The sequence below is a fragment of the Streptomyces sp. NPDC093591 genome (assembly GCF_044764885.1).
In the GTDB taxonomy this organism is placed as follows: Bacteria; Actinomycetota; Actinomycetes; order Streptomycetales; family Streptomycetaceae; genus Streptomyces.
In genome coordinates this window covers 312,614-332,045 of the sequence record NZ_JBIWIY010000009.1, presented here as the reverse complement: position 1 = coordinate 332,045, position 19,432 = coordinate 312,614, and the positions used below count along the sequence as shown (strand labels likewise).

Here is a 19,432-nt window from a genome sequence, read left to right as displayed (position 1 = left end):
ACCCCGCAGGGTACGCGGTGGGCGGGCACAAACCTTCAGGGGTTTCCCACCACATGTCAGACCAGAATCAACTCGAGGAATTCTTCAAATTCCAGCAGGGGATCATCGACGAGTTCCGCGCCAACGACGGCAAAGTCGGCGGGATGTTCGAAGGCTCCACCCTCTGCCTCCTCACCACGACGGGGGCGCGCACCGGCCGGCCCCGCACCCAGCCCCTCGGCCTGATGCAGGTCGACGGACAGGACTTGGTCGTCGCCTCGGCGGGCGGCGCCCCGACCCACCCGGCCTGGTACCACAACATCCGTAAGAACCCGATCGTGACGGTCGAGAAGGGTGATCGCCCGTTCCGGGCGATCGCCTCGATCCCTCCGGGCGAGGAGCGCGACCGGCTCTTCGCGGCGATCGTGGAGCAGGAGCCCGGGTACGGCGAGTACCAGACGAAGACCGAACGCATCATTCCGGTCGTCGCACTGCACCCGGTCGACCTCGCACCCGACCGCGTCAAGCACCTCGGCGACGAACTGGTCGAGATGCATGACTGGTTGCGCGGCGAACTCAAGGACCTGCGCAAGCGGATCGACGACGTGGTCGAGGGCAGGGCCGACGGCGTCGCGCCCCCGGCCGAGGGCGAGGACGGCGGCGTACTCGCCGAACTGCGGTCGCACTGCCTGGACTTCTGCCACGCGCTGCACATCCACCACGCCGGCGAGGACATCGGTGCCTTCCCGGTGCTGCGCGAGCGGTTCCCGGCACTGGCGCCGGTGCTGGACAAGTTCGCCGAGGAACACAAGGTCGTGGTCGAACTGCAGAACCGGATCAAGGCACTGGTCGAGGACTTCGCTCCCGACCGGGACGATCCGGTGCGGCTGCGCGCGGAGGTGGAAGACCTCGCGAGCCGGCTCGAAGCGCACTTCGACGAGGAGGAACACCAACTCGTCACCGCGCTGAACGCCATGGGCCCCGCGCCCGAGCGCGGCTGAACGACCAAGTGGGGCACGGGCGGAACTCCGCCCGTGCCCCACTGGCATGCGGCTCAGCTGTCGCGCAGCCCGCGGCGGAAAGCCACGCAGTGCTCGTACACGGGCAGCAGACCGCTTCGCCCTGCGGACGCGAGCGTCGGTGCCTGCTCGTCCTTCGGCGATATCAGGAAGGGAACGTCGTCGGGCCACTCGATGGCGAGATCTGGATCGAGGGGGTGGATTCCGTGTTCGCGGACCGGATTGTAGCCCTCCGAGCACAGATAGACGACGGTGGCGTCGTCGGTCAGCGCGAGAAAGGCGTGCCCGAGGCCCTCGGAGAGGTAGACGGCGTGATGGGCCTGATCGTCAAGGCGTACGCCCTCCCACTCACCGAAGGTCGGTGAACCGACGCGGATGTCCACGATGACGTCCAGCACCGCGCCCCTCACACAGGACACGTATTTCGCCTGGCCCGGTGGGACGTCGGCGAAGTGAATGCCGCGCAGGGTGCCGCGCCGGGAAATGGAGCAGTTCGCCTGGGCGAGTTTGAATTCCTGGCCCAGGGCTCCACGCAAGATGCTGCCCTGCAGCAACTCGTGGACTCTCCCCCGCTCATCGGGGAAGACATTCGGCTCGTGAATCCACGAGCCTTCGATGGAGAGCGGTCGCATGGGTATGGGCACCTCGGTAGGGCGGTGTGCGGTGGTCTAAGGACGGCGGGTGCGCGGAGAGCTCCGTATGGCAGCCGCTTCGGCGCGGCATACGCCGGGCCAGGCCCTGGCCACCGCCTCCCGCCAATGGCTCATCCGCTCCATGCCGGCCTCTTGCCAGCGGTCGTGCCCCAGCACGCTGTACGCCGGCCGGGCCGCGGGTCGCACGAACCTGTCACTGGAGACGGGGCGCACCCGTGAGGCATCCGCGCCGAGCAGGGTGAAGACCTCCGCGGCGAGCTCGAACCACGTGGCGTCTCCGCTGCTCGTGCCGTGATAGATCCCGGACGGGGCGGTCCCCGCAAGCGCGGCGCGCCCCAGCAGGACCAGGCGATCGGCGAGATCTCCCGTCCAGGTGGGCTGGCCCCGCTGATCGTCGACGACCTCGACCGGGCCCGTCCCGCCCGCCAGCCGGATCATCGTTCGCACGAAACTGTTCCCATGCTCCCCGAACAGCCACGCTGTGCGCACCACGTAGCCGGTGTGAGGGAGTGCCTCCAGTACGGCCCGTTCCCCTGCCAGCTTGCTTCGGCCGTAGACGGTCCGCGGAGCGGGCGGCGCGTCCTCGGGGTACGGCCGTGTGGCGGTGCCGTCGAAGACGTAGTCCGTCGAGACCTGCAGCAGTACGGCGCGCAGGGCGCCGCACTCCTCGGCGAGGAGGCGGGGGCCCGTCCCGTTGACGGCGTGCGCCTCGGCCTCCTTCTCCTCCGCCTCGTCCACCGCGGTCCACGCCGCGCAGTTGACCACCAGGGCCGGACGGTGGGCCTCGAGGACACTCCGTACGGCGTCGGGGTCGGTGATGTCGAGGCCGGAACGGCCGACCCCGACCGCGCGGATGCCGGCCCGCTCCAGCCGGGGCAGGAGATCGCGGGCCAGCATCCCGTCGGCTCCGGTCACGAGCCAGACCGGCTCATCGGGGGTCGTCACAGTGCGGCCCGCTCCAGCAGCGGTTCCCACCACACACGCTGGTCGCGGTACCACTGCACGGTCTCGCGCAGGCCCTGCTCGAGCTTCACCCGGGGCTGGTAACCGAGCTCTTCGCGGATCTTGGTCCAGTCGACGGAGTACCGCTGGTCGTGGCCCTTGCGGTCCTCCACATACATCACGCTGTCGTCCCACCGAGCCCCGCACGCGTCGAGGATCAGGGCGGTGAGCTCCTTGTTGGCGAGCTCGGTCCCACCACCGATGTTGTAGACCTCGCCCGCGCGGCCACGGGTGCGCACGAGTTCGATGGCTCGGACGTGGTCGTCCACATGGAGCCAGTCCCGGACGTTGCCGCCATCGCCGTACAGGGGCACCTTCTTGCCGTCCAGCAGGTTGGTGACGAAGAGCGGGATCAGTTTCTCGGGGAAGTGATGGTGACCGTAGTTGTTGGAGCAGCGGGTCACGCGTACGTCCAGGCCATGTGTGCGGTGGTAGGACAGCGCGATCAGGTCACTGGATGCCTTCGAGGACGAGTACGGGGAATTGGGCCGCAGCGGCTCGTCCTCGGTCCACGAACCTTCTGCTATCGACCCGTACACCTCGTCCGTCGAGATGTGCACGACGGTCTCGACGCCGGCCCGATGGGCGGCGTCGACCAGCGTGTGCGTGCCCAGCACATTGGTGCGGACGAACTCCGCGCCGCCGTCGATGGAGCGGTCCACATGGGACTCGGCCGCGAAATGCACCACCTGGTCGTGCTCGCCCATCAGCCGCGCGACCAGCTCCGCGTCGCAGATGTCGCCCCGCACGAAGCCGAATGCCTCATGCCCGCGCACCGCGTCCAGATTGGCGGTGTTTCCGGCGTAGGTGAGCTTGTCCAGCACGGTCACCGACACGTCCCGGGGCCCCCGCGGACCCAGCAGCGTACGGACGTAGTGGGACCCGATGAAACCGGCACCGCCGGTCACCAGAATGCGCGTTGTCATGACGGGACCTGCACCTCGCTGTGATCACCCAGCACCAGCCGATGGGCGGAAGAGTTACGTGGGGCGGGCAGGACGCGCACGCCCCGGCCGATGAGCGAGGCCTCGACGCGACGGACGCCCGCGAGTGCGGAGTCACGGAGCACGATGGAGTACTCGATCTCGCTGTCCTCGATACGGCAGCCCTCCGAGATGGAGGTGAAGGGGCCGACGTAGGAGTCGCGGACCACGGTGGAGGCCCCGATGATCGCGGGACCGACGATGCGGCTGCCGCTGATCCGCGCACCCTTCTCGATCCGGACCCGGCCGATGATCTCGGTGTGGTCGTCGACCGTTCCCTCCACGCCGGACTCGATGCCCTCCAGCACCGAACGGTTGACCTCCAGCATGTCGGTGACGTTGCCGGTGTCCTTCCAGTAGCCCGAGATGGTGGTCGACCGGACGTCCCGGCGCTGGTCGATCAGCCACTGGATGGCATGCGTGATCTCGAGCTCGCCGCGCTGCGACGGCGTGATGGCGCGTACCGCGTCGTGAATGGCCGGGGTGAACAGATAGACGCCCACCAGTGCGAGGTCGCTCTTGGGGAACTCCGGCTTCTCCGTCAACGACACAACCCGGCCGCCGGAATCCAGCTCCGCCACCCCGAACGACCGCGGGTCGGGCACCCGCGTCAGCAGGATGCTCGCGTCGGGCCGGCCGGCCCGGAAGTCGGCTACCAGGCCGGTGATCCCGCCGACGATGAAGTTGTCGCCGAGGTACATCACGAAGTCGTCGTCACCGAGGAAGTCCCGGGCGATGAGCACGGCATGCGCGAGCCCGAGCGGCGCACCCTGCGGAATGTAGGTCACGTCGATGCCGAACCGGGAGCCGTCCCCCACAGCACCGCGGATCTCGTCCGCGGTGTCCCCGACGACGACGCCGACCTCGGTGATGCCGGACTCGGCGATCGCCTCGAGGCCGTAGAAGAGAACGGGTTTGTTGGCCACCGGCACCAGTTGTTTGGCGGAGGTGTGGGTGATGGGTCGCAGACGGGTACCAGTCCCGCCTGCCAAGACCAGCGCCTTCATTCGGCTCCCTCGGTTCCTTCGCAGGTGACGTCGTCGCACACGGCCGGTGGGGCCGGCTCGGTGGCCCGGCTATCCATGGACGAGAGCCTCCAGCCCGGCCACCACCTCGGCGGGAACGGGCTGTTCCGCGATCTCCGCGCGGATCGCGCGGGCCGAGGCCAGGTAGGACGGGGTGTGCAGGATCTCCTCGGCGGCGGCGCGCAGCCGGGCCGGGGTCTGTCGGTCTTCCGGCAGGGTGATGGCCGCGCCCCGGTCGGAGATGCGCTCGCACGGCGGCAGCATCTTCGGGATGTTCGGGATCAGCAGCTGGGGGACGCCCGCGTTCAGCGCGGTGAGCGAGGTCTGCCCGCCGCCGTGATGGACGATCAGCCGACAGGTGGTGAGCAGGACATCGAGGGGAATCCAGCCGGCCCGCACCCGGTCCGGGTCCGCCTTCAGGTCCTTGGCGACCGCCTCCGGCGCGGCGACGACCAGCTCGACGTCCAGGTCGGCGACGCTGTCGAGGAGTTCCTGCAGATACGCCAGCTCGGCCTCGTGCGAGACCCTGCTGCCCGCGGTGACGCACACACGCGGCCGGTCGCCGCTCCGGTACATCCAGGGCTTCAGCGCACGCTGCTCGTTGTACGGGACGAACCGCATGCTCTGCCGCGGCCCCAGCGAGGAGGGGGCGCGCAGGCTCGGGGGACAGATGTCGACCCACAGATGGGTCTCGGGGAGCCCGGCGAGGCCCAGCGCCGACAGCTCCGGGGCGAGCTCGTCGGCGGCGCCGGCGTCGATGCCCGGCGGCTCGCCGAGGTCCCAGGTGTGCCGGACGAACGGTACGCCGATCTCGTGGGCGATCAGCGGAGCCGCGTAGCAGAGCGACCCGCCGACCACCAGGTCCGGGGCCCAGTCCGCGACCAGCTCGCGCAGGGCGGGGAGGCTCGCGGCGGCGAACCTGCCGAAGCCGCGGCCGTTGAAGTGCAGGCGCTCCTGCGGGCCCGCCGGGAGGTCGAGGGCGCGGTTGTCACGGTCGCTGAACATGAACCGGCGCATGGTTCCGTCGGTGACGGGAACGGTCGGCAGGCCCACGGCGGACGCGAACGCGACCATCTCGTCGGGCGAGGCGACGAGAACCTCATGGCCCTGGAGCCGGGCCGCGGTCGCGAGCGGAGCCAGGGCGAACACCGTTGCCGGGCTGCCGCCGGTGAGGAAGAGCATCTTCATCGCACGAACGCCTCCAGGAGGTCGGCGCCGAGCGCCGCACCGTTGGCCTTGCTGTTCACGCGGTGGCACAGCTCCGCCACATTGGCCCGGATGGAGGCGTCGTCGGCCACGTCCCGGACCGCCGCGAAGATCCCATCGGCGGATGTGTCGGACAGCCTGCGGCCGAGCCCGAGTTCCTCGACGCGCCGGGCGTTGGCCATCTGCTCAGGGACCTGGGCGGCGGAGACCATCGGCACCCCGCAGTACACCGCGCCCATCGTGGAACCCATGCCGTTGTGGGTGAGGAACACATCGGCCTGCCGCAACACCGCGAGCTGCGGCAGATGCCGATGGATGTCGAAGTTCGCCGGCGGGACACGGCCCCCGAGGTCCACCTTGCCGCCCACCGCCATCACCACCTGCCAGTCGGTGTCCGCGAAGGCGTCCATGCAGTTGTGGAAGAACTCCGGCCGGTCGTTCCAGATGGTGCCGAGCGCGATGTAGAGCAGCCGGGCGCCCGGGACCTTCGGCCGGTACTCGCCCTCCTGACTCCGGTCGCCGATCCCAGGCCCGATGAAGTGGAAGGTGTCATCGAATTTTTCCGCGTTGGTCTGGAACTCGTCCGGTACGAAGACCAGGTTCAGCCGCGCCGGCTCCGCGGCGTTCAGCTCCTTGTACACGCCGTAGCCCGCGAAGAAGTCGCGGCACTCCTGCTGCGCCTGGACCAGCGGCGGGTAGGTGAAGTCCAGCGGCTCCGACATCAGCAGGTCGGTGAGCGAGTCCTCCTCGTTGGTCGCCATGGTGGGCACGAGGTAGGCGTACGGCACGTCGAGCGCCTCGGCGAGCAGCTGGCCGTGGTAGTCCAGTTGATCGGTGCACACGACGTCCGGCTTGTTGTCGCGGTAGTAGTCCATCAGCACCGGCATCGACGTGCGCCGCTCGGCGAGCCCGATCCGCAGCACCTCGGTGAGGTCCTCGGTGGTGAAGTGCTCGAACATCGGAGGGTTCTGCAGATCCGTCGGCAGCACCACCGGTTCCGCGCCCGTCTGCCGGACCAGATGTTCCAGATCGGGCCCGACGGCGAAGCTGACGCGGTGACCCCGCCGGACGAGTTCGCGCGCCAGCGGCAGCGCGGGCGTGACATGCCCGTAGGCGTTCGGAGTGAGGAATGCCAGATGCATGGGCGTCTCTTCCACCTTCGGTCAGTAGTTTCCGAGGCCACCGCAGACATTGAGCGCCTGGGCCGTCACCGCGGCGGCATCGTCGCCCACCAGGTACTCGACCATGGCGGCCACCTCCCTGGGCTGCACATACCGGCCCATCGGCACTTTGGTCGTGATGCGGTCGTGGGCCTCGTCCACCGAGACGCCCCACACATCGGCGTATCCCTCGCGCACCTTGGCGGCCATCGGCGTCTCGACGAAGCCGGGGCACACGGCGTTCACGGTGATTCCGGTACGCGCCAGCTCCAGGCCGAGCGCCTTGGTGAAGCCCACCACACCGTGCTTCGACGCCGAGTAGGGAGCGGCGAACACCACGCCCTGCTTACCCCCGGTCGACGCGATGTTGACGATCCGGCCGTGTCCCGCCGCCAGCATCCCGCCGGCCGTGAGCACTTCCCTGGTCAGCAGGAAGACACTCGTGAGGTTGGTCGCGACGACGTCGTTCCACAGCTCGTCGGTGATGCCGGTGGTGGGGCCGCCCCCGCTCCGCCCGGCATTGTTGACCAGGATGTCCACCCGGCCGTAGCGCGCGACCACGTCGGCGACGAGCCGCTTGAGCTCCTCGGGCCGGGACACGTCGCAGGTCGAGCCGTCGGCCTCCCAGCCCTCGTCCCGAAGGTTCTTCACCGTGGCGGTCACCGCGTCCGCCTGGCGGCCGCATACGTAGACGCCGACTCCGCCCGCGGCAAGTCTGGAGGCGATCTCCAGCCCGATCCCGCTGGTACCACCGGTCACCAGGGCTACCCGCTTGGTCGCCTCGGACATGCCACCCTCCCACTTCACATCGAACAACCCAGCCGAGGATGTGCATGGCTGCTTGAAGACCGCTGGATCCTGTGTCGAGAGGGGTCACGAGGCTCGGTCGAGCCATCCGCTAGTGCGGGGCCTCAGGCTGGGTCGGCGAAGTGGTTTCCAGTGAACTGAAGTGAAGGAGCCGTGCCCGCCATGACGGAGAGCATCCCGGACCCCGCCGAGAACTACACGCTGCCGGACGGCCGTGTGATCAGCGGCCTGAACGCGGAGACCACGAAGATCGTCTGGCACGAGGTCTCCACCAGCATCTACCTGACCGACCTTCAGCACCTGCGGGAGGGCGACACGGTCATCGACATCGGCGCCCACCTCGGCCTCAGCTCGCTCTTCGTCTCCGACCGGGTGCCCGGCGTCCGGGTCATCGCCTGCGAGCCGGCCCGTGCCACCTTCGCGTGCCTCGCCCAGAACTTCGCCGACCATCTGCCGGGCGGCATCGCGCTCAACAAGGCCGTCGCCGACAAGCCGGGTAGCGCCGAGTTCACCTTCTACCCGGCCGACGAGACCATGGCGACGCTCGAGGAGGACGAGCGCGACGACCAGCGCAACATCGAGGCCGTGCTGACCAACCTCGGGGTCGGCGAGAAGGAACAGGCCGCTTACTGGGAGAACTTCCGCAGCAAGGTCGAGCGCTACACCGTGCCCGTGACCACCGTGGCCGAACTGATCGCCGAGCACCAGGTCGAGTCCGTGGACCTGCTCAAGATCGACGTCGAGCGGTCCGAACTCGCGGTGCTGCGCGGCGTCGGCGAGGCCAACTGGCCGAGGATCCGCAACATCGCCGTCGAGGTGCACGACGTGGAGGACAGGCTCGCTCAGACCGTGGACCTGCTGAAGGACAAGGGCTTCCAGGTCGAGTACGAGCAGCAGGAGGTCTTCAAGGGCGGCAGCGTGTACATCGTGCTGGCACGTCGCCCCTGACCGGACCGAAGGCTGCCGTCCATGGCAGCTCGAGGCGGGCTATAGCCCCGCCCACCAGCATCGGCCGACATGACAACCAATCGCGCGCATCATGATGTCCGGGCGCTCATCCTCGCTGCGGAGGGCGATGCCGAGCAGGTCGTACGTGAGGTGGGGGCGCCGCGGACGGCAGCCCTGCTGGTGGGCGAGCTCATCGACCGGGCCGACCTCGACGAGGTGCCGGGGCTGAACCAGACGCCGATCACGGTCGCCTTCGAGCTCGCCTTCGACGGCGGCACCGTGTCGCACCACGTCGTCGCGGGCAAGTCCGCCGAGCACCACCCGGGCGCCCCCAAGGCCGCCCACGCCACGATCGAGGTCGGCCTGCTGGAACTGCTGCGGGCCACTTTCGGCGGCTGGCGCTCGCCGGGCTGCCAGAACCTGCGCATCCGGTGGAACGACATCGAGGACATCGCGGCGCTCAGCTCTTCCATGCACGTCTTCCACGTCGTGCAGCGCCTGGTCCGCGGTACGACGGAGCAGCAGGCCGACCTCTCGGAACTGTCGCTGCGCAACGGGTCCGACAAATGGGGGCTGCATTACTACACGCCCCACTACGAAAGGCACTTCGGCCCGCTGCGGGACCGCCCCCTGACCATCGTCGAGCTCGGCATCGGCGGATACGGCGACCCGGCGGCCGGCGGCGCCTCGCTGCGGATGTGGAAGCGGTACTTCCCGCGTGCCGTCATCCACGGCGTGGACATCTTCGACAAGTCGGCGCTGCGGGAGCCGCGCATCAACACCATCCAGGGCGACCTCTCCGACCCGGCCTTCCTCACGTCGCTGAGGGAGGAGATCGGGCCCATCGACATCGTGATCGACGACGGCAGCCATTACTGCCCGGACGTCATCTCCGCGTTCCGCGCCATGTTCGGGCTGGTGCGGCCCGGTGGACTCTACGTCGTGGAGGATCTGCAGACGTCGTACTGGGAGGGATACGGCGGCAGCTCCGTGCGGCGGGACGACCCGGCCACCAGCATGGGCTACCTGAAGAAGCTGCTGGACGGCCTCGCCCACGAGGACCACGAGGCTGGCGGGGTCGAGCCGGACGAGATCTCACGCACCCTCACGGGCGCGCACTTCTACCGCAGTCTCGCGATCTTCGACAAGGGCGTGAACCAGGAGGGCCCCAGCCCGTCCTGGATCCCCCGGACCCGGATGACGTACGAGGAGATGACCAACGTCGAATGGGGCGGGGACGGTCTGAAGGCCGATACCCAGGAGTGAGCGAGAGCCCGGGAGCCCGTCCGCTCAGGACGGGCTCCCGGCATGTTCGCGTATGTCGTGCAGCAGCGCGGCCAGACGCATGCTCCGGTACGGGTCGGGGGATCTGCCGACGGCCGCCGCGTGCGCGAAGGCGTCCAGCGTCGCGACGACCTGGTCGTGTGCGGGCAGCCGCCGCTCCTCGGTGCCCGACCGCCGCTCCAGACGGAGCACCGGTTCGTGGTCGGCCGACGGAGTGAAGGCCTGGTCGACGGTGATACGGCCATGGGTTCCGGTCAGTTCGTAGGCGGACCGGTACCCGTGGTCCAGGCCGAAGGCGATCTGCACGAGCACACCTTCCGGGGTGCGCAGTACGGCCGCGCCGCCGGTGTCGACCTCGAATCCGGGGCCGCGCACCAAGGTGGCCGCCACCGTCGTCAGCTCCGCGCCGACCAGTTGGACGGCCGCCCGGATCGGATAGACCCCGGTGTCCAGCAACGCCCCGCCGCCCAGCGCCGACTGGTAGCGGATGTCACCCGCGGGCCGCCGGGGCACCGTGAACTCGGCGCGGAACGAACGCGGTTCGCCGATGATCCCCTGCGCCACCAGACCGGACACGGCCGTGTGCGAGGGGTGGTGGAGGAACATGATGTTCTCCATCAGCGCGAGACCGCGCTCGTCCGCCAGCGCGAACAGCGCCGCCGTCCGCTCCGGCTCGGGGGTGAGCGGTTTCTCCGCGAGGACGTGCTTGCCCGCCCGCAGCGATGCCTCCACCCAGTCCGCGTGCAGGGCACAGGGCAGCGGGAGATAGACCGCCTCGACGTCGGGATCCTCCAGCAGCCCGGGGTATCCGTGCACCGCACGGCACCCGTAGGGGCGCGCGGTGGCTCTGGCCTTCTCCGGGTCCCGGCTGGCCAGAGCGACCAGGTCGACCTTGTCGGAGCGCGCGATGGCGGGCAGTACGCGGCGCGTCGCGATGTCCGCGCACCCCATGACGGCGATTCTCAACGGCGTCATGGGCTCAGCTCTCGGCCAACGCGGCCACCGTGCGCTCCAGCGCCTCCTCGAGCAGCACCCGGCAGGTCCAGCCCGTGACCGCCGTGAACGCCGACGGGTCGACCTCGACGCTACGGAAGTCCGAGCCCTCGACGTGCGGGGGCGGCGGCACCGAGACCACCGGCACGGGCTCCTTGCCGGTGTGCCGGGCGACGGTACGGGAGATGGCGCGGAACACGTCACCGAGGGCCGGAGCCTGGCCCGTGCCCAGCAGGTAGTGGCGTCCGGCCAGTTCGTCGGCGTGGTCCAGGGCGGTGACGAACGCGCGCGCCGCGTCGTAGATGTTCAGCAGGTCGCGGCGCACGGTGCCGTCGTGCCACATGGTGAGCGGTTCGCCTGCCAGGGCCTTGCGGATCATGGTTGACACCACACCCCGGTCGTCCGTAGTACCGGCGGCGGGCGGGCCGAACACGGGCGGCAGGCGCAGGCTGGTCGCACGGATGTGCCCGGCCTCGGTCGCGGCCATGAGCAGTCGTTCCGCGGTGTGCTTCTGCCGGTCGTACACGCCTTCCGGGCGGTCCTCCTCGCTGCCGTCGATGCGGTCCGCCGTGACCTTGCCGACCTGGGTGTTGCTGCCGGGGAACACCACCACCGGGGGCGGCCCGTCGCCACGGCCCCGCAGGGCGGCCACCAGGTCTCGGACGAGGCCGACGTGGATGCGCTCGGCCACCGCGTCGCCCTCCGCGATCCGCCAGCCGGAGGCGCCCCGGATGTGCGCGGCGAACGGGAACACCGCGTCACAGCCGGCCACCGCCTCCGCCAGGGCGCCCGGCCGGGCCAGATCCGCCCGGCGAACCTCGACGGAGCCCGCCACTTCGAGTTCCCGGCGGGCGACCGCGCGCACCCGCACCGGCAGCTCCGCCAGCGCCCGGACGACCGCGGAGCCCAGGAACCCCGAGGCGCCGAGGACGACGACGAGCGGTCGGTCAGTCGCGGCCATCACCGGTCTCCTCCGCGAGGCAGGCGCCGTAGTCCGGCAGCAGCCCCTGAGCCAGGGCGTCGGCCAGCGTCGGCGCCGTCCGGTCGCGTTCGGACATCGACAGCTCCAGGCCGGCCGGCAACTCAAGGGACAGCTGCGGGTCCAGGGGGTGAACCGCGCGCTCCTTCTCCGCCCGGTAGGCCGCGGACAGCAGGTACACCATGGTCGTGTCGTCCTCGAGCGCCACGAAGAGATGCCCCACGCCGATGGGCAGATACAGCGCGGTCCCCTCGTCGGCGGCCAGCTCCACCGCCTCGGAGCGCCCGAAGGTCGGCGATCCCGCCCGGACGTCGATGACGAAGTCCAGCGCCCGACCGCCCGCGCACTGCACGTACTTGGCCATCGAACCCGGCAACGCCGTGAAATGGACGCCGCGCACCACTCCGCGCCTTGACCGGCTGGTGCTGGCCTGCGCCACGGGGAAGAGCGGCCGGCCGAGCGTCTCACCGAAGGCGTCCTCGTGGAACGGCGAGGTGAACGCGCCGCGGTCGTCGTGGAACACCTCGGGGGTGAACGCGTAGGCGCCCGGGATACTCAGCTCGCGCACCTTCATGCCAAGGCACTCTCGCGCGTGCCCACGAAGATGCCCGGGCTGGCGGCGTCGTCCCTGGTGTAGTGCGGCTCGAGGCCCGCCTCGCGGAACGCGGCCTCATAGGTCTCGCGGTCGAACAGCGACATGACATGCGTGTCGGTGAAGTGCTCGATGCCCGTCTCGGGTGCGGCCACGGTGTAGTGGACCTCCATCCGGCTGGCGGAGCCTTCGCGGACCGAGTGCGAGACCCGGGAGATGGTCCGACCGTCCGCGGTCACCACATCGGCGCCGACCCAGCCCGTGAGGAACGTGTCCGGGAACCACCAGGGCTCCACGACGAGCACGCCGTCGGGGGTGAGATGGTCGGCGAGGTTGCGTACGGCCTGCTTCAGATCGGCCGTGCTCCGCAGATAGCCGATCGAACTGAACATGCAGGTGACCGCGGAGAAGCGGCGCCCGAGCCGGAAGTCGCGCATGTCTCCCTGATGCAGGGGGAGTCCGGGGTTGTTCCGGGCGGCGACGGCCAGCATCTCGGGAGAGAGGTCGACGCCGACCGCCTCGCCGAAGGAGCCGCTCAGCTCGCGCAGATGGGCGCCGGTGCCGCAGGCGACGTCGAGCAGCGACGTGGCCCGTGGCACCCGCTCGTGGACGAGGGCCAGCACCGCCGCCGCCTCGCCCCTGTAGTCCTTGCCGCGGCCCTGGTAGAAGTCGTGGTAGACGTCGGCGCGCCGGTAGATCAGAGTGTCCGTACTGGTCGTCATGGAATGCCTCCTCGCTGGCGTGGTCACAGAGTGCGCAGTACGTCGCGCAGGGCGGCGATCACCTTGTCCTGCAGCCCTTCCGACAGGGACGGATACATCGGCAGGGAGAAGATCTGCTCCGCCAGCGCCTCGGTGACCGGCAACGAGCCCTGCGCCACGCCGAGATGGGCGAACCCGCGCATCGTGTGCACCGGCCACGGATAGCTGATGTTCAGTGAGATGTCGAAACGCTCTCTGAGCGTCCTGATGATGTCGTCCCGGCGGGGGTGGCGGACCACATAGACGTAGTAGACGTGGTCGTTGCCGTCGGTCACCGCCGGAAGCTCCAGGCCGCCCGGCCCGCACAGGTCCCCGAGGCCCTCCGCGTAGCGGTCGGCGATCGCCTGCCGTCGTGCTATGTAGGTGTCGAGGCGGCCGAGCTTGCGGCGCAGGATCTCGGCCTGCACTTCGTCGAGGCGGCTGTTGTGGCCGGGGGTCTGCTCGACGTAGTACACGTCCTCCATGCCGTAGTAGCGCAGTCGCCGGAGCGCACGGTCGACGTCGGGGTCGTCGGTGACCACGGCGCCGCCGTCGCCGTAGGCGCCGAGCACCTTGGTCGGGTAGAAGGAGAACGCGGCCGCCCGGCCCATCGTCCCGGCGAGCCGGCCGTTCCGGCGCGCTCCGTGGGCCTGTGCGCAGTCCTCCACGATCGTCAGACCGTGCTCCGCGGCCAGCGCTTCCAGGGGCGCCATGTCGACACACTGCCCGTACAGATGGACGGGAACGATGGCCTTGGTGCGCGGGGTGACGGCCGCCGCGACCAGGTCGGTGTCCATCAGGTAGTCCTCCGCCCTGACGTCGACGAACACCGGGGTGGCCCCGGTCCCGTCGATGGCCACGACGGTGGGAGCGGCCGTGTTGGAGACGGTGATCACCTCGTCACCCGGGCCCACACCGACCGCCTCCAGGGCCAGCTTCACGGCATTGGTGCCGTTGTCCACGCCGACGCAGTGGGACACACCGAGATACGACGCGTACTCGGCCTCGAACCCCCGCACGCTCTCGCCGAGCACGAGCCGGCCGGAGCCGAAGACCTTCTGCACCGCATCGAGGATGTCCGCCTTCTCCGCCGCGTACTCCGCGAGGTAGTCCCAGACGTGGGTGGTCACCTGTCGTCCTCCTTGTGGAAACCGAGAAATGTCAGCAAGCTTCTGGCCTCCACATTGAGGTGGCTGCCGTAGCGCACGAACTCCGCGAGCTGGCGCAGCGTGACCCACGAGTAGTTCTCCGGGACTTCGAGGGGGAAATCATCGGCGACCTCCACGAGCAGATATCGGTTCTGCGCATGGTAGAAGCGCCCCCCTTCCTCCGAATGGACACTGTCGAAGTGGATACGCCCGGGCGGTGCGCCGAGAACCTCATCGAGAAACAGCGGCTTCTGTTCATCGGGCAGAAAGCGGTAGTTGTCCGGCTGGCACTGCACGGTCGGCGCCATTTCGACGCCGTCGAGAGCGCCGGTCTCGATCCGGGCCTGGACGAGCAGATGCAGCACCCCGTCGATACGGCGGTTGAGGAAGGCGATGACGCCCTGGCTCGTCGGCTCGAACATCGGCTGCTGCCAGCCGGTCACCTCGCGGCTGCTGGCCTCGACGTCGACCCCGATGACCGCGAAGTGCTGGCCCCGGTCGTGCACGATCTCGCCGTCGACCCACGACCAGCCGTCCACCTTGGCCAGCGGGATACCGCGCCGGGTCAGGGTGCAGCGGCCCTTGGCCTCGGTGAACCAGCTCAGCAGTTCCACGGTGGAGTGCAGCGCACGACCCTGGGGCGACCAGGAGCGGGCCAGGGCGGCACGGAACCCGTCACCGGTCGGCTCCTCGGCGTCGTCGTAGCGCTGTGACGCCAGGCCCGCCAGGACCGTGCGGGTGTCCATGTTGATCAGATTGGGTTCCCGCAGCAGCCCGGCTATCTGCTCGTAGCTCAGCCAGCAGAAGTCGTCCAGCACCGGGACGTCGTCCTCGACCTGCACGATCATGTTCCGGTTGCGCTTGGCGAGGAACCAGGACGCCTGCTCCGACTGGAGCACATCGGACAGGGTCCGCCCGCTGCGCGGCGCGGTGAAGTAGTCGAGGTACGGGACCCGCTTCCCGCCGTGCACACCGGTGAAGTTGCTCCGGGTCGCCTGGACCGTCGGGGACAGCTGGAATCCGTTGACGTTGCCCGGTTCCATCTTGACCTGCAGAAGGCAATGGGGGACGCCGTCGAACTCCTTCACCAGGATGCCCAGTACGCCCTGCTCCGGCTGGACGATGATCGGCTGTTGCCATGCCTCCACCCCCCGCCCGGAGCGGGACACATCGAGGCCTTCCACGGCGAAGAACCGCCCCGTGCGATGGACGAGATTGCCCGATTCGGGATCGGCCGCCCAGCCGTCGAGTTCCTCCAACGGAATTTTGGTCGTGCGGTATTGCTGGGCCCGGCACCGATTCCGGTACCAGACATGAAAATCCGCTATCGCGGAGAACATTTGGTCACCTCCAGCGACGGAATCGGCTTCCCGTACGCTTCCGGGCATTTGGCCTGCCGGCGGATCCGCATGGAGATGACCTTGCCAGATGTGCGGCGTCCGGTCTGCCCTCTCCTGCCGGATTCCGTACGTACCCGAGTACGGCATGAGCGAAATTCGAGCGGGCGCCGAGCGCACAGGCCAGAAGCTCTTGATGAGTAGGTACGCGACATGGAGGTTCACACCCAGTGAGAGATTTCCCGCAGGGGGGGACGGCGGAGCCCTCCTTCGCCGAAGTGGCCCAGGCCTTCCGCGAGAACTTCGACTCGGGCGCCGAAGTCGGCGCCGGCGTCTGCGTCTACCACCGCGGCCGGCCGGTGGTGGACGTGTGGGGCGGCTTCGCCAACGAGGCCCGCACCGATCCCTGGCGCCCCGACACCATGGGCATCCTGGCGTCCCCCACGAAGGCGCTGGTCACCGGCGCGGCCCTGCTGCTGGTCGACCGGGGCCTGCTGGACCTCGACACGCCCGTCGCCGAGTACTGGCCCGAGTTCGCGGCCCACGGCAAGGCGGGGATCACCCTGCGCATGGTGCTGGCCCACCGCTCCGGGGTGGTCTGTCTCGACCACGCCCCGATCGTCGAGGAACATCTGCGCGCGCACACCCCGATCGCCGAGGCCCTCGCCGCCGCCCGCCCGGAGTGGGAACCGGACACCGCGCACGGCTATCACGCGACCACTTTCGGCCATCTGATCAGCGAGTTGGTGCGCCGCCGCACCGGCCACACCGTCGGTGATTTCTTCGCCAAGGAGATCGCCACCCCGCTGGGCCTGGACTGCCACATCGGCCTGCAGGACCCTGACGCCGCCCACCTGGCGACCATGCTCGAGTCCAGGGCGGAGGAGCTGATGGCGGGCGCCGACCCGGGTGACGGCATGGCCATGATGGTCGCGCTGGGCGACCCGACGTCCCTGACGTATCGGGCCGTGCTCGGCAGCATGTCGCTGGATCTCACACCGGACCCGGTGGTCGAGAACCCGTCGTACGACGGGCTGGCCAGCGCACAGTCACTCGCCCGCTTCCACGCCTCGTTCATCGGCGAGATCGGCGGCTTCCGGCTGACCAAGCCGGAGACCACCGAGCAGCTCCGTACCGTCCACTCCACCGGCACCTGCCGTACGACGCTGCTGCCCAGCACCTGGGGCCTCGGCCTCATGCTGCCCGACGGACCGATGTTCCCCGCCTCGTCGGGACTGGGCAGTGCCTTCGGACTCGGCGGCGCCAACGGGAACTTCGCCTTCGCCGACCCGGAGAACGAACTCGCCTTCGCCTATGTCCAGAACGCGGGCACGCAGGTGATCGGCCGCATCGACGACCGTGCGCGCCACCTCGTCGAAGCCACCTACCGAAGCATCGGCGTCCTGTGACCGAACGCCGGCCCGCACCCCCAGAAAGGTTCCGACATGCGCGTCCTGTTCACCGCTGCACCGGGATACGGACTCATGCTCCCGCTCGTCCCGCTCGCCTGGGCCGCACGCGCGGCCGGACATGAGGTACTGCTCGCCACCACGGCCCATATGAAGGAGGTCGGTGCCGAATCGGGCCTGGCGGTCGCCGACGTGTTCCCGGCGCGGGACATCGGCTCGGACCTGGTCGCGGGCGCCGCCGGCACCGCGGAGGCCACCGACGACGCCCCGCCCGGCTACTGGGAACTGGTCAGCGCCGTACGGCCCTTCGAGCTGTTCACGCTGGCCATGACCGAGGGCACGATCGCCGCGGGCCGTGAGTTCGACGCCGACCTGGTCGTCTACTGCTCGGACCACATGGCGGGCAAGCTGGCCGCGATCGCACTGGGAGTGCCCGCGCTGGAGGTCGGCAACCGGGTGTCCTGGTCCATGCGGGACGAGGAGTTCCGTGACGGCCGCGAGCACAACGCCCGTACGGGCATCCTGCCCGACGACGCTCCGGTGGTGACGGCGCTGCGCGAGCGGCTCGGGCTGCGGGAGACCGTGCCCGACCTGGTCGCGCGCATCGACCCCCGTGCGCCCAGCATGGGCGGCCTGGCCCAGGAGGAACCGGATGTCTCGGACGGAGTGCCGTGGCGCCCCATGCGTTTCGTCCCCTTCAACGGGGGCGCGGTACTGCCGAGTTGGGCCATGCGCCGGCCGGACCGGCCGCGGATCTGCCTGACCCTGGGGACCGTCGCGCCGCTGCTTCCCGGGGGCGGAGGGCTCGGCCTGCTGATCGAGGCACTGTCCGGCCTGGACGCCGATGTGATGCTGGCCGACGGCGAGACGGACCTGAGCCAGTTCGGCACGCTCCCGGACAACCTCCACCCGGCCGGTTTCGTGCCGCTGTCGGGGATCCTGCGGGACTGCTCGCTGGTCGTGCACCACGGCGGCTCGGGTACGACCGCGGCGGCCCTGCACCACGGGGTGCCCCAGCTGGTCGTGCCGGGCGGCGCGGACAACGCGCTGTGCGCGCAGCGGGTGGTGGACCGGAAGGTGGGCCTGTCCATCGAGCCGTCCCAGGTGGACGTCCCGACGGTGCGTACGGCGGTTGAACGGCTGCTCTCCGAGAAGGCGTTCGCGGACGCGGCGGCGGAGGTGCGGGCGGAGATCGCCGGGCAGCCGAGCCCTGCGGCGGTGTTCGACAGGATCGCGGTGGATCTGGCTCTGCGGAACCGCGCGGACGCGTGAACCCCTGAGACGCAGAGGAGCGGCACGCCCATCACACGGGGCGTGCCGCTACAGACGTCAGTCGAGCGCGTTCAACGCCGGCACCAGATGCGCCTCCTTCACCGCGAGGTGATGCGCCAGCACCGCCCACAGCCGGTCGAACCCGGCCTTCGCGGCCGCGGCGGGGCAGCCGCCCGGCAGGCTCAGGCTCTGCTGCAGCTCGTCCAGGATCACCTCGATGACCTGGCGCTCCCGGCGCAGCCGGTCCAGCACCGGCGCGAACTCCGGGAGCCGCTGCTCCAGTTCGGCGTACCACTCGGCGTCCTGGCTCAGCTGCTGTTGGCGGAGGGTGTCGCACACGGCCCGGCAGGAGGCGAGCAGGTCCGGTCCCGGACGGGCGGCGGGACCCTCGGCGGCGACCACCCCGGCGAGTGCGACGCAGACGCCCAGCGCGGTACGGCGCTGCCGCTCGCAGCACAGCAGGACCTCGTCGCCGCGGGTCCAGGTCCCCGGCACGCAGCTGTCCCGCTCCACCGGACGCAGCCGCACCACGGGCAGGACACGCGAACTCCCGGTCCGGCGTTCGGCGAAGCCGGGCAGGCTCGCCACCACGAGGGCGAAACAGCGGTCGCGTTCCGTGCCCTCCATGACCGTGGCGAGCGCGGTGTAGATCTCCACGCCGGCCTCCACGGTGACCCGCGGATCGACCACCAGGTCGAGATACCAGTCCGGATGGCCGGACGTACCCGGCGCCGACGCGACCACAAGGATCCCGTCGCCGTCCGGGACGTACAGAAGCGGCGTCGTGCGCGGCCGACCGGTCCGCAGGCCACCGCTGGTGAGCAGGATCAGGTGCTCATGGGCGAACGGGCGGCCCACACGGCCCCTGTTCGCCCGGAACTCCGCGACCACCCACT

General features: G+C 69.8%; 19 protein-coding genes. 5 read left to right on the top strand and 14 right to left on the bottom strand.

What is annotated here, in order from left to right; translation table 11 throughout:
* The first annotated feature begins 53 nt into the window (after positions 1-53).
* Positions 54-980: a nitroreductase/quinone reductase family protein gene (locus tag ACIREI_RS21375; protein WP_403334923.1), complete on the top strand. Its 927-nt coding sequence runs from the start codon at positions 54-56 to the stop codon at positions 978-980.
* A gap of 53 nt (positions 981-1,033) precedes the next feature.
* On the opposite strand, the gene ACIREI_RS21370 is transcribed toward ACIREI_RS21375, so the two are convergent.
* The 7 genes from ACIREI_RS21370 to fabG form a co-directional block, all read right to left on the bottom strand.
* Entirely contained in the window at positions 1,034-1,630 is a 597-nt protein-coding gene (locus ACIREI_RS21370) for a dTDP-4-dehydrorhamnose 3,5-epimerase family protein (RefSeq protein WP_403334920.1), read from the bottom strand.
* 36 nt (positions 1,631-1,666) lie between these two features.
* A complete protein-coding gene (gene rfbD / locus ACIREI_RS21365; protein WP_403334917.1) occupies positions 1,667-2,596 on the bottom strand; it encodes a dTDP-4-dehydrorhamnose reductase in 930 nt (309 codons plus the stop codon).
* Complete coding sequence (rfbB, locus tag ACIREI_RS21360) at positions 2,593-3,579, bottom strand: dTDP-glucose 4,6-dehydratase (protein WP_403334914.1); 987 nt, start codon at positions 3,577-3,579, stop codon at positions 2,593-2,595. The genes rfbD and rfbB overlap by 4 nt, the downstream gene beginning before the upstream one ends.
* Positions 3,576-4,643: a glucose-1-phosphate thymidylyltransferase gene (locus ACIREI_RS21355; RefSeq protein ID WP_403334911.1), complete on the bottom strand. Its 1,068-nt coding sequence runs from the start codon at positions 4,641-4,643 to the stop codon at positions 3,576-3,578. Before ACIREI_RS21355 ends, rfbB begins: the two co-directional genes overlap by 4 nt.
* Before the next feature lie 69 nt (positions 4,644-4,712).
* Positions 4,713-5,849 carry a nucleotide disphospho-sugar-binding domain-containing protein gene (locus ACIREI_RS21350; protein WP_403334908.1) on the bottom strand — a complete coding sequence of 379 codons (1,137 nt, stop codon included), beginning with the start codon at positions 5,847-5,849 and terminating at the stop codon, positions 4,713-4,715.
* Positions 5,846-7,009 (bottom strand): macrolide family glycosyltransferase, encoded by a 1,164-nt coding sequence (locus ACIREI_RS21345; RefSeq protein ID WP_403334905.1) that lies wholly within the window; start codon positions 7,007-7,009, stop codon positions 5,846-5,848. The genes ACIREI_RS21350 and ACIREI_RS21345 overlap by 4 nt, the downstream gene beginning before the upstream one ends.
* 21 nt (positions 7,010-7,030) lie before the next feature.
* Positions 7,031-7,816 carry a 3-oxoacyl-ACP reductase FabG gene (gene fabG / locus ACIREI_RS21340; RefSeq protein ID WP_403334902.1) on the bottom strand — a complete coding sequence of 262 codons (786 nt, stop codon included), beginning with the start codon at positions 7,814-7,816 and terminating at the stop codon, positions 7,031-7,033.
* Between the two features lie 180 nt (positions 7,817-7,996).
* Between fabG and ACIREI_RS21335 the strand changes: the two genes are divergently transcribed.
* Together ACIREI_RS21335 and ACIREI_RS21330 are read left to right on the top strand one after the other, a co-directional pair.
* The gene (locus ACIREI_RS21335) at positions 7,997-8,782 is read left to right on the top strand and encodes an FkbM family methyltransferase (protein WP_403334899.1); all 786 of its coding nucleotides are present in this window, start codon (positions 7,997-7,999) and stop codon (positions 8,780-8,782) included.
* Positions 8,783-8,851: 69 nt separating this feature from the next.
* The gene (locus tag ACIREI_RS21330; protein WP_403334896.1) at positions 8,852-10,048 is read left to right on the top strand and encodes a hypothetical protein; all 1,197 of its coding nucleotides are present in this window, start codon (positions 8,852-8,854) and stop codon (positions 10,046-10,048) included.
* Positions 10,049-10,072: 24 nt separating this feature from the next.
* On the opposite strand, the gene ACIREI_RS21325 is transcribed toward ACIREI_RS21330, so the two are convergent.
* From ACIREI_RS21325 to ACIREI_RS21300, 6 genes are read right to left on the bottom strand one after another with little or no spacing between them, the layout of a single operon-like run.
* Positions 10,073-11,041: a Gfo/Idh/MocA family protein gene (locus ACIREI_RS21325; protein WP_403334894.1), complete on the bottom strand. Its 969-nt coding sequence runs from the start codon at positions 11,039-11,041 to the stop codon at positions 10,073-10,075.
* Between the two features lie 4 nt (positions 11,042-11,045).
* Positions 11,046-12,020 (bottom strand): NAD-dependent epimerase/dehydratase family protein, encoded by a 975-nt coding sequence (locus tag ACIREI_RS21320; protein WP_403334891.1) that lies wholly within the window; start codon positions 12,018-12,020, stop codon positions 11,046-11,048.
* Positions 12,007-12,612, bottom strand: coding sequence for a dTDP-4-dehydrorhamnose 3,5-epimerase family protein (locus tag ACIREI_RS21315; RefSeq protein WP_403334888.1), 606 nt, complete (start codon positions 12,610-12,612; stop codon positions 12,007-12,009). The genes ACIREI_RS21320 and ACIREI_RS21315 overlap by 14 nt, the downstream gene beginning before the upstream one ends.
* Positions 12,609-13,352 carry a class I SAM-dependent methyltransferase gene (locus tag ACIREI_RS21310; protein WP_403334885.1) on the bottom strand — a complete coding sequence of 248 codons (744 nt, stop codon included), beginning with the start codon at positions 13,350-13,352 and terminating at the stop codon, positions 12,609-12,611. Before ACIREI_RS21310 ends, ACIREI_RS21315 begins: the two co-directional genes overlap by 4 nt.
* A gap of 23 nt (positions 13,353-13,375) precedes the next feature.
* The gene (locus ACIREI_RS21305) at positions 13,376-14,500 is read right to left on the bottom strand and encodes a DegT/DnrJ/EryC1/StrS family aminotransferase (protein ID WP_403334882.1); all 1,125 of its coding nucleotides are present in this window, start codon (positions 14,498-14,500) and stop codon (positions 13,376-13,378) included.
* Complete coding sequence (locus tag ACIREI_RS21300) at positions 14,497-15,858, bottom strand: NDP-hexose 2,3-dehydratase family protein (RefSeq protein WP_403334879.1); 1,362 nt, start codon at positions 15,856-15,858, stop codon at positions 14,497-14,499. Before ACIREI_RS21300 ends, ACIREI_RS21305 begins: the two co-directional genes overlap by 4 nt.
* Before the next feature lie 227 nt (positions 15,859-16,085).
* Here ACIREI_RS21300 and ACIREI_RS21295 point away from each other — a divergent pair, with 227 nt between their 5' ends.
* A complete protein-coding gene (locus ACIREI_RS21295; protein WP_403334877.1) occupies positions 16,086-17,264 on the top strand; it encodes a serine hydrolase domain-containing protein in 1,179 nt (392 codons plus the stop codon).
* Between the two features lie 36 nt (positions 17,265-17,300).
* Positions 17,301-18,536, top strand: coding sequence for a nucleotide disphospho-sugar-binding domain-containing protein (locus ACIREI_RS21290; RefSeq protein WP_403334874.1), 1,236 nt, complete (start codon positions 17,301-17,303; stop codon positions 18,534-18,536).
* 57 nt (positions 18,537-18,593) lie between these two features.
* On the opposite strand, the gene ACIREI_RS21285 is transcribed toward ACIREI_RS21290, so the two are convergent.
* On the bottom strand, positions 18,594-19,427 hold the full coding sequence (locus ACIREI_RS21285) for a nitroreductase/quinone reductase family protein (protein WP_403335112.1): 834 nt from the start codon (positions 19,425-19,427) through the stop codon (positions 18,594-18,596).
* Between the last annotated feature and the right edge of the window lie 5 nt (positions 19,428-19,432).

Bases quoted from the DNA above. Each gene is read 5' to 3' on its own strand.
- ACIREI_RS21375 (WP_403334923.1), top strand. From the start codon at position 54: ATGTCAGACCAGAATCAACTCGAGGAATTCTTCAAATTCCAGCAGGGG.
- ACIREI_RS21370 (WP_403334920.1), bottom strand. From the start codon at position 1,630: ATGCGACCGCTCTCCATCGAAGGCTCGTGGATTCACGAGCCGAATGTC.
- rfbB (WP_403334914.1), bottom strand. From the start codon at position 3,579: ATGACAACGCGCATTCTGGTGACCGGCGGTGCCGGTTTCATCGGGTCC.
- ACIREI_RS21355 (WP_403334911.1), bottom strand. From the start codon at position 4,643: ATGAAGGCGCTGGTCTTGGCAGGCGGGACTGGTACCCGTCTGCGACCC.
- ACIREI_RS21350 (WP_403334908.1), bottom strand. From the start codon at position 5,849: ATGAAGATGCTCTTCCTCACCGGCGGCAGCCCGGCAACGGTGTTCGCC.
- ACIREI_RS21345 (WP_403334905.1), bottom strand. From the start codon at position 7,009: ATGCATCTGGCATTCCTCACTCCGAACGCCTACGGGCATGTCACGCCC.
- fabG (WP_403334902.1), bottom strand. From the start codon at position 7,816: ATGTCCGAGGCGACCAAGCGGGTAGCCCTGGTGACCGGTGGTACCAGC.
- ACIREI_RS21335 (WP_403334899.1), top strand. From the start codon at position 7,997: ATGACGGAGAGCATCCCGGACCCCGCCGAGAACTACACGCTGCCGGAC.
- ACIREI_RS21330 (WP_403334896.1), top strand. From the start codon at position 8,852: ATGACAACCAATCGCGCGCATCATGATGTCCGGGCGCTCATCCTCGCT.
- ACIREI_RS21325 (WP_403334894.1), bottom strand. From the start codon at position 11,041: ATGACGCCGTTGAGAATCGCCGTCATGGGGTGCGCGGACATCGCGACG.
- ACIREI_RS21320 (WP_403334891.1), bottom strand. From the start codon at position 12,020: ATGGCCGCGACTGACCGACCGCTCGTCGTCGTCCTCGGCGCCTCGGGG.
- ACIREI_RS21315 (WP_403334888.1), bottom strand. From the start codon at position 12,612: ATGAAGGTGCGCGAGCTGAGTATCCCGGGCGCCTACGCGTTCACCCCC.
- ACIREI_RS21310 (WP_403334885.1), bottom strand. From the start codon at position 13,352: ATGACGACCAGTACGGACACTCTGATCTACCGGCGCGCCGACGTCTAC.
- ACIREI_RS21300 (WP_403334879.1), bottom strand. From the start codon at position 15,858: ATGTTCTCCGCGATAGCGGATTTTCATGTCTGGTACCGGAATCGGTGC.
- ACIREI_RS21290 (WP_403334874.1), top strand. From the start codon at position 17,301: ATGCGCGTCCTGTTCACCGCTGCACCGGGATACGGACTCATGCTCCCG.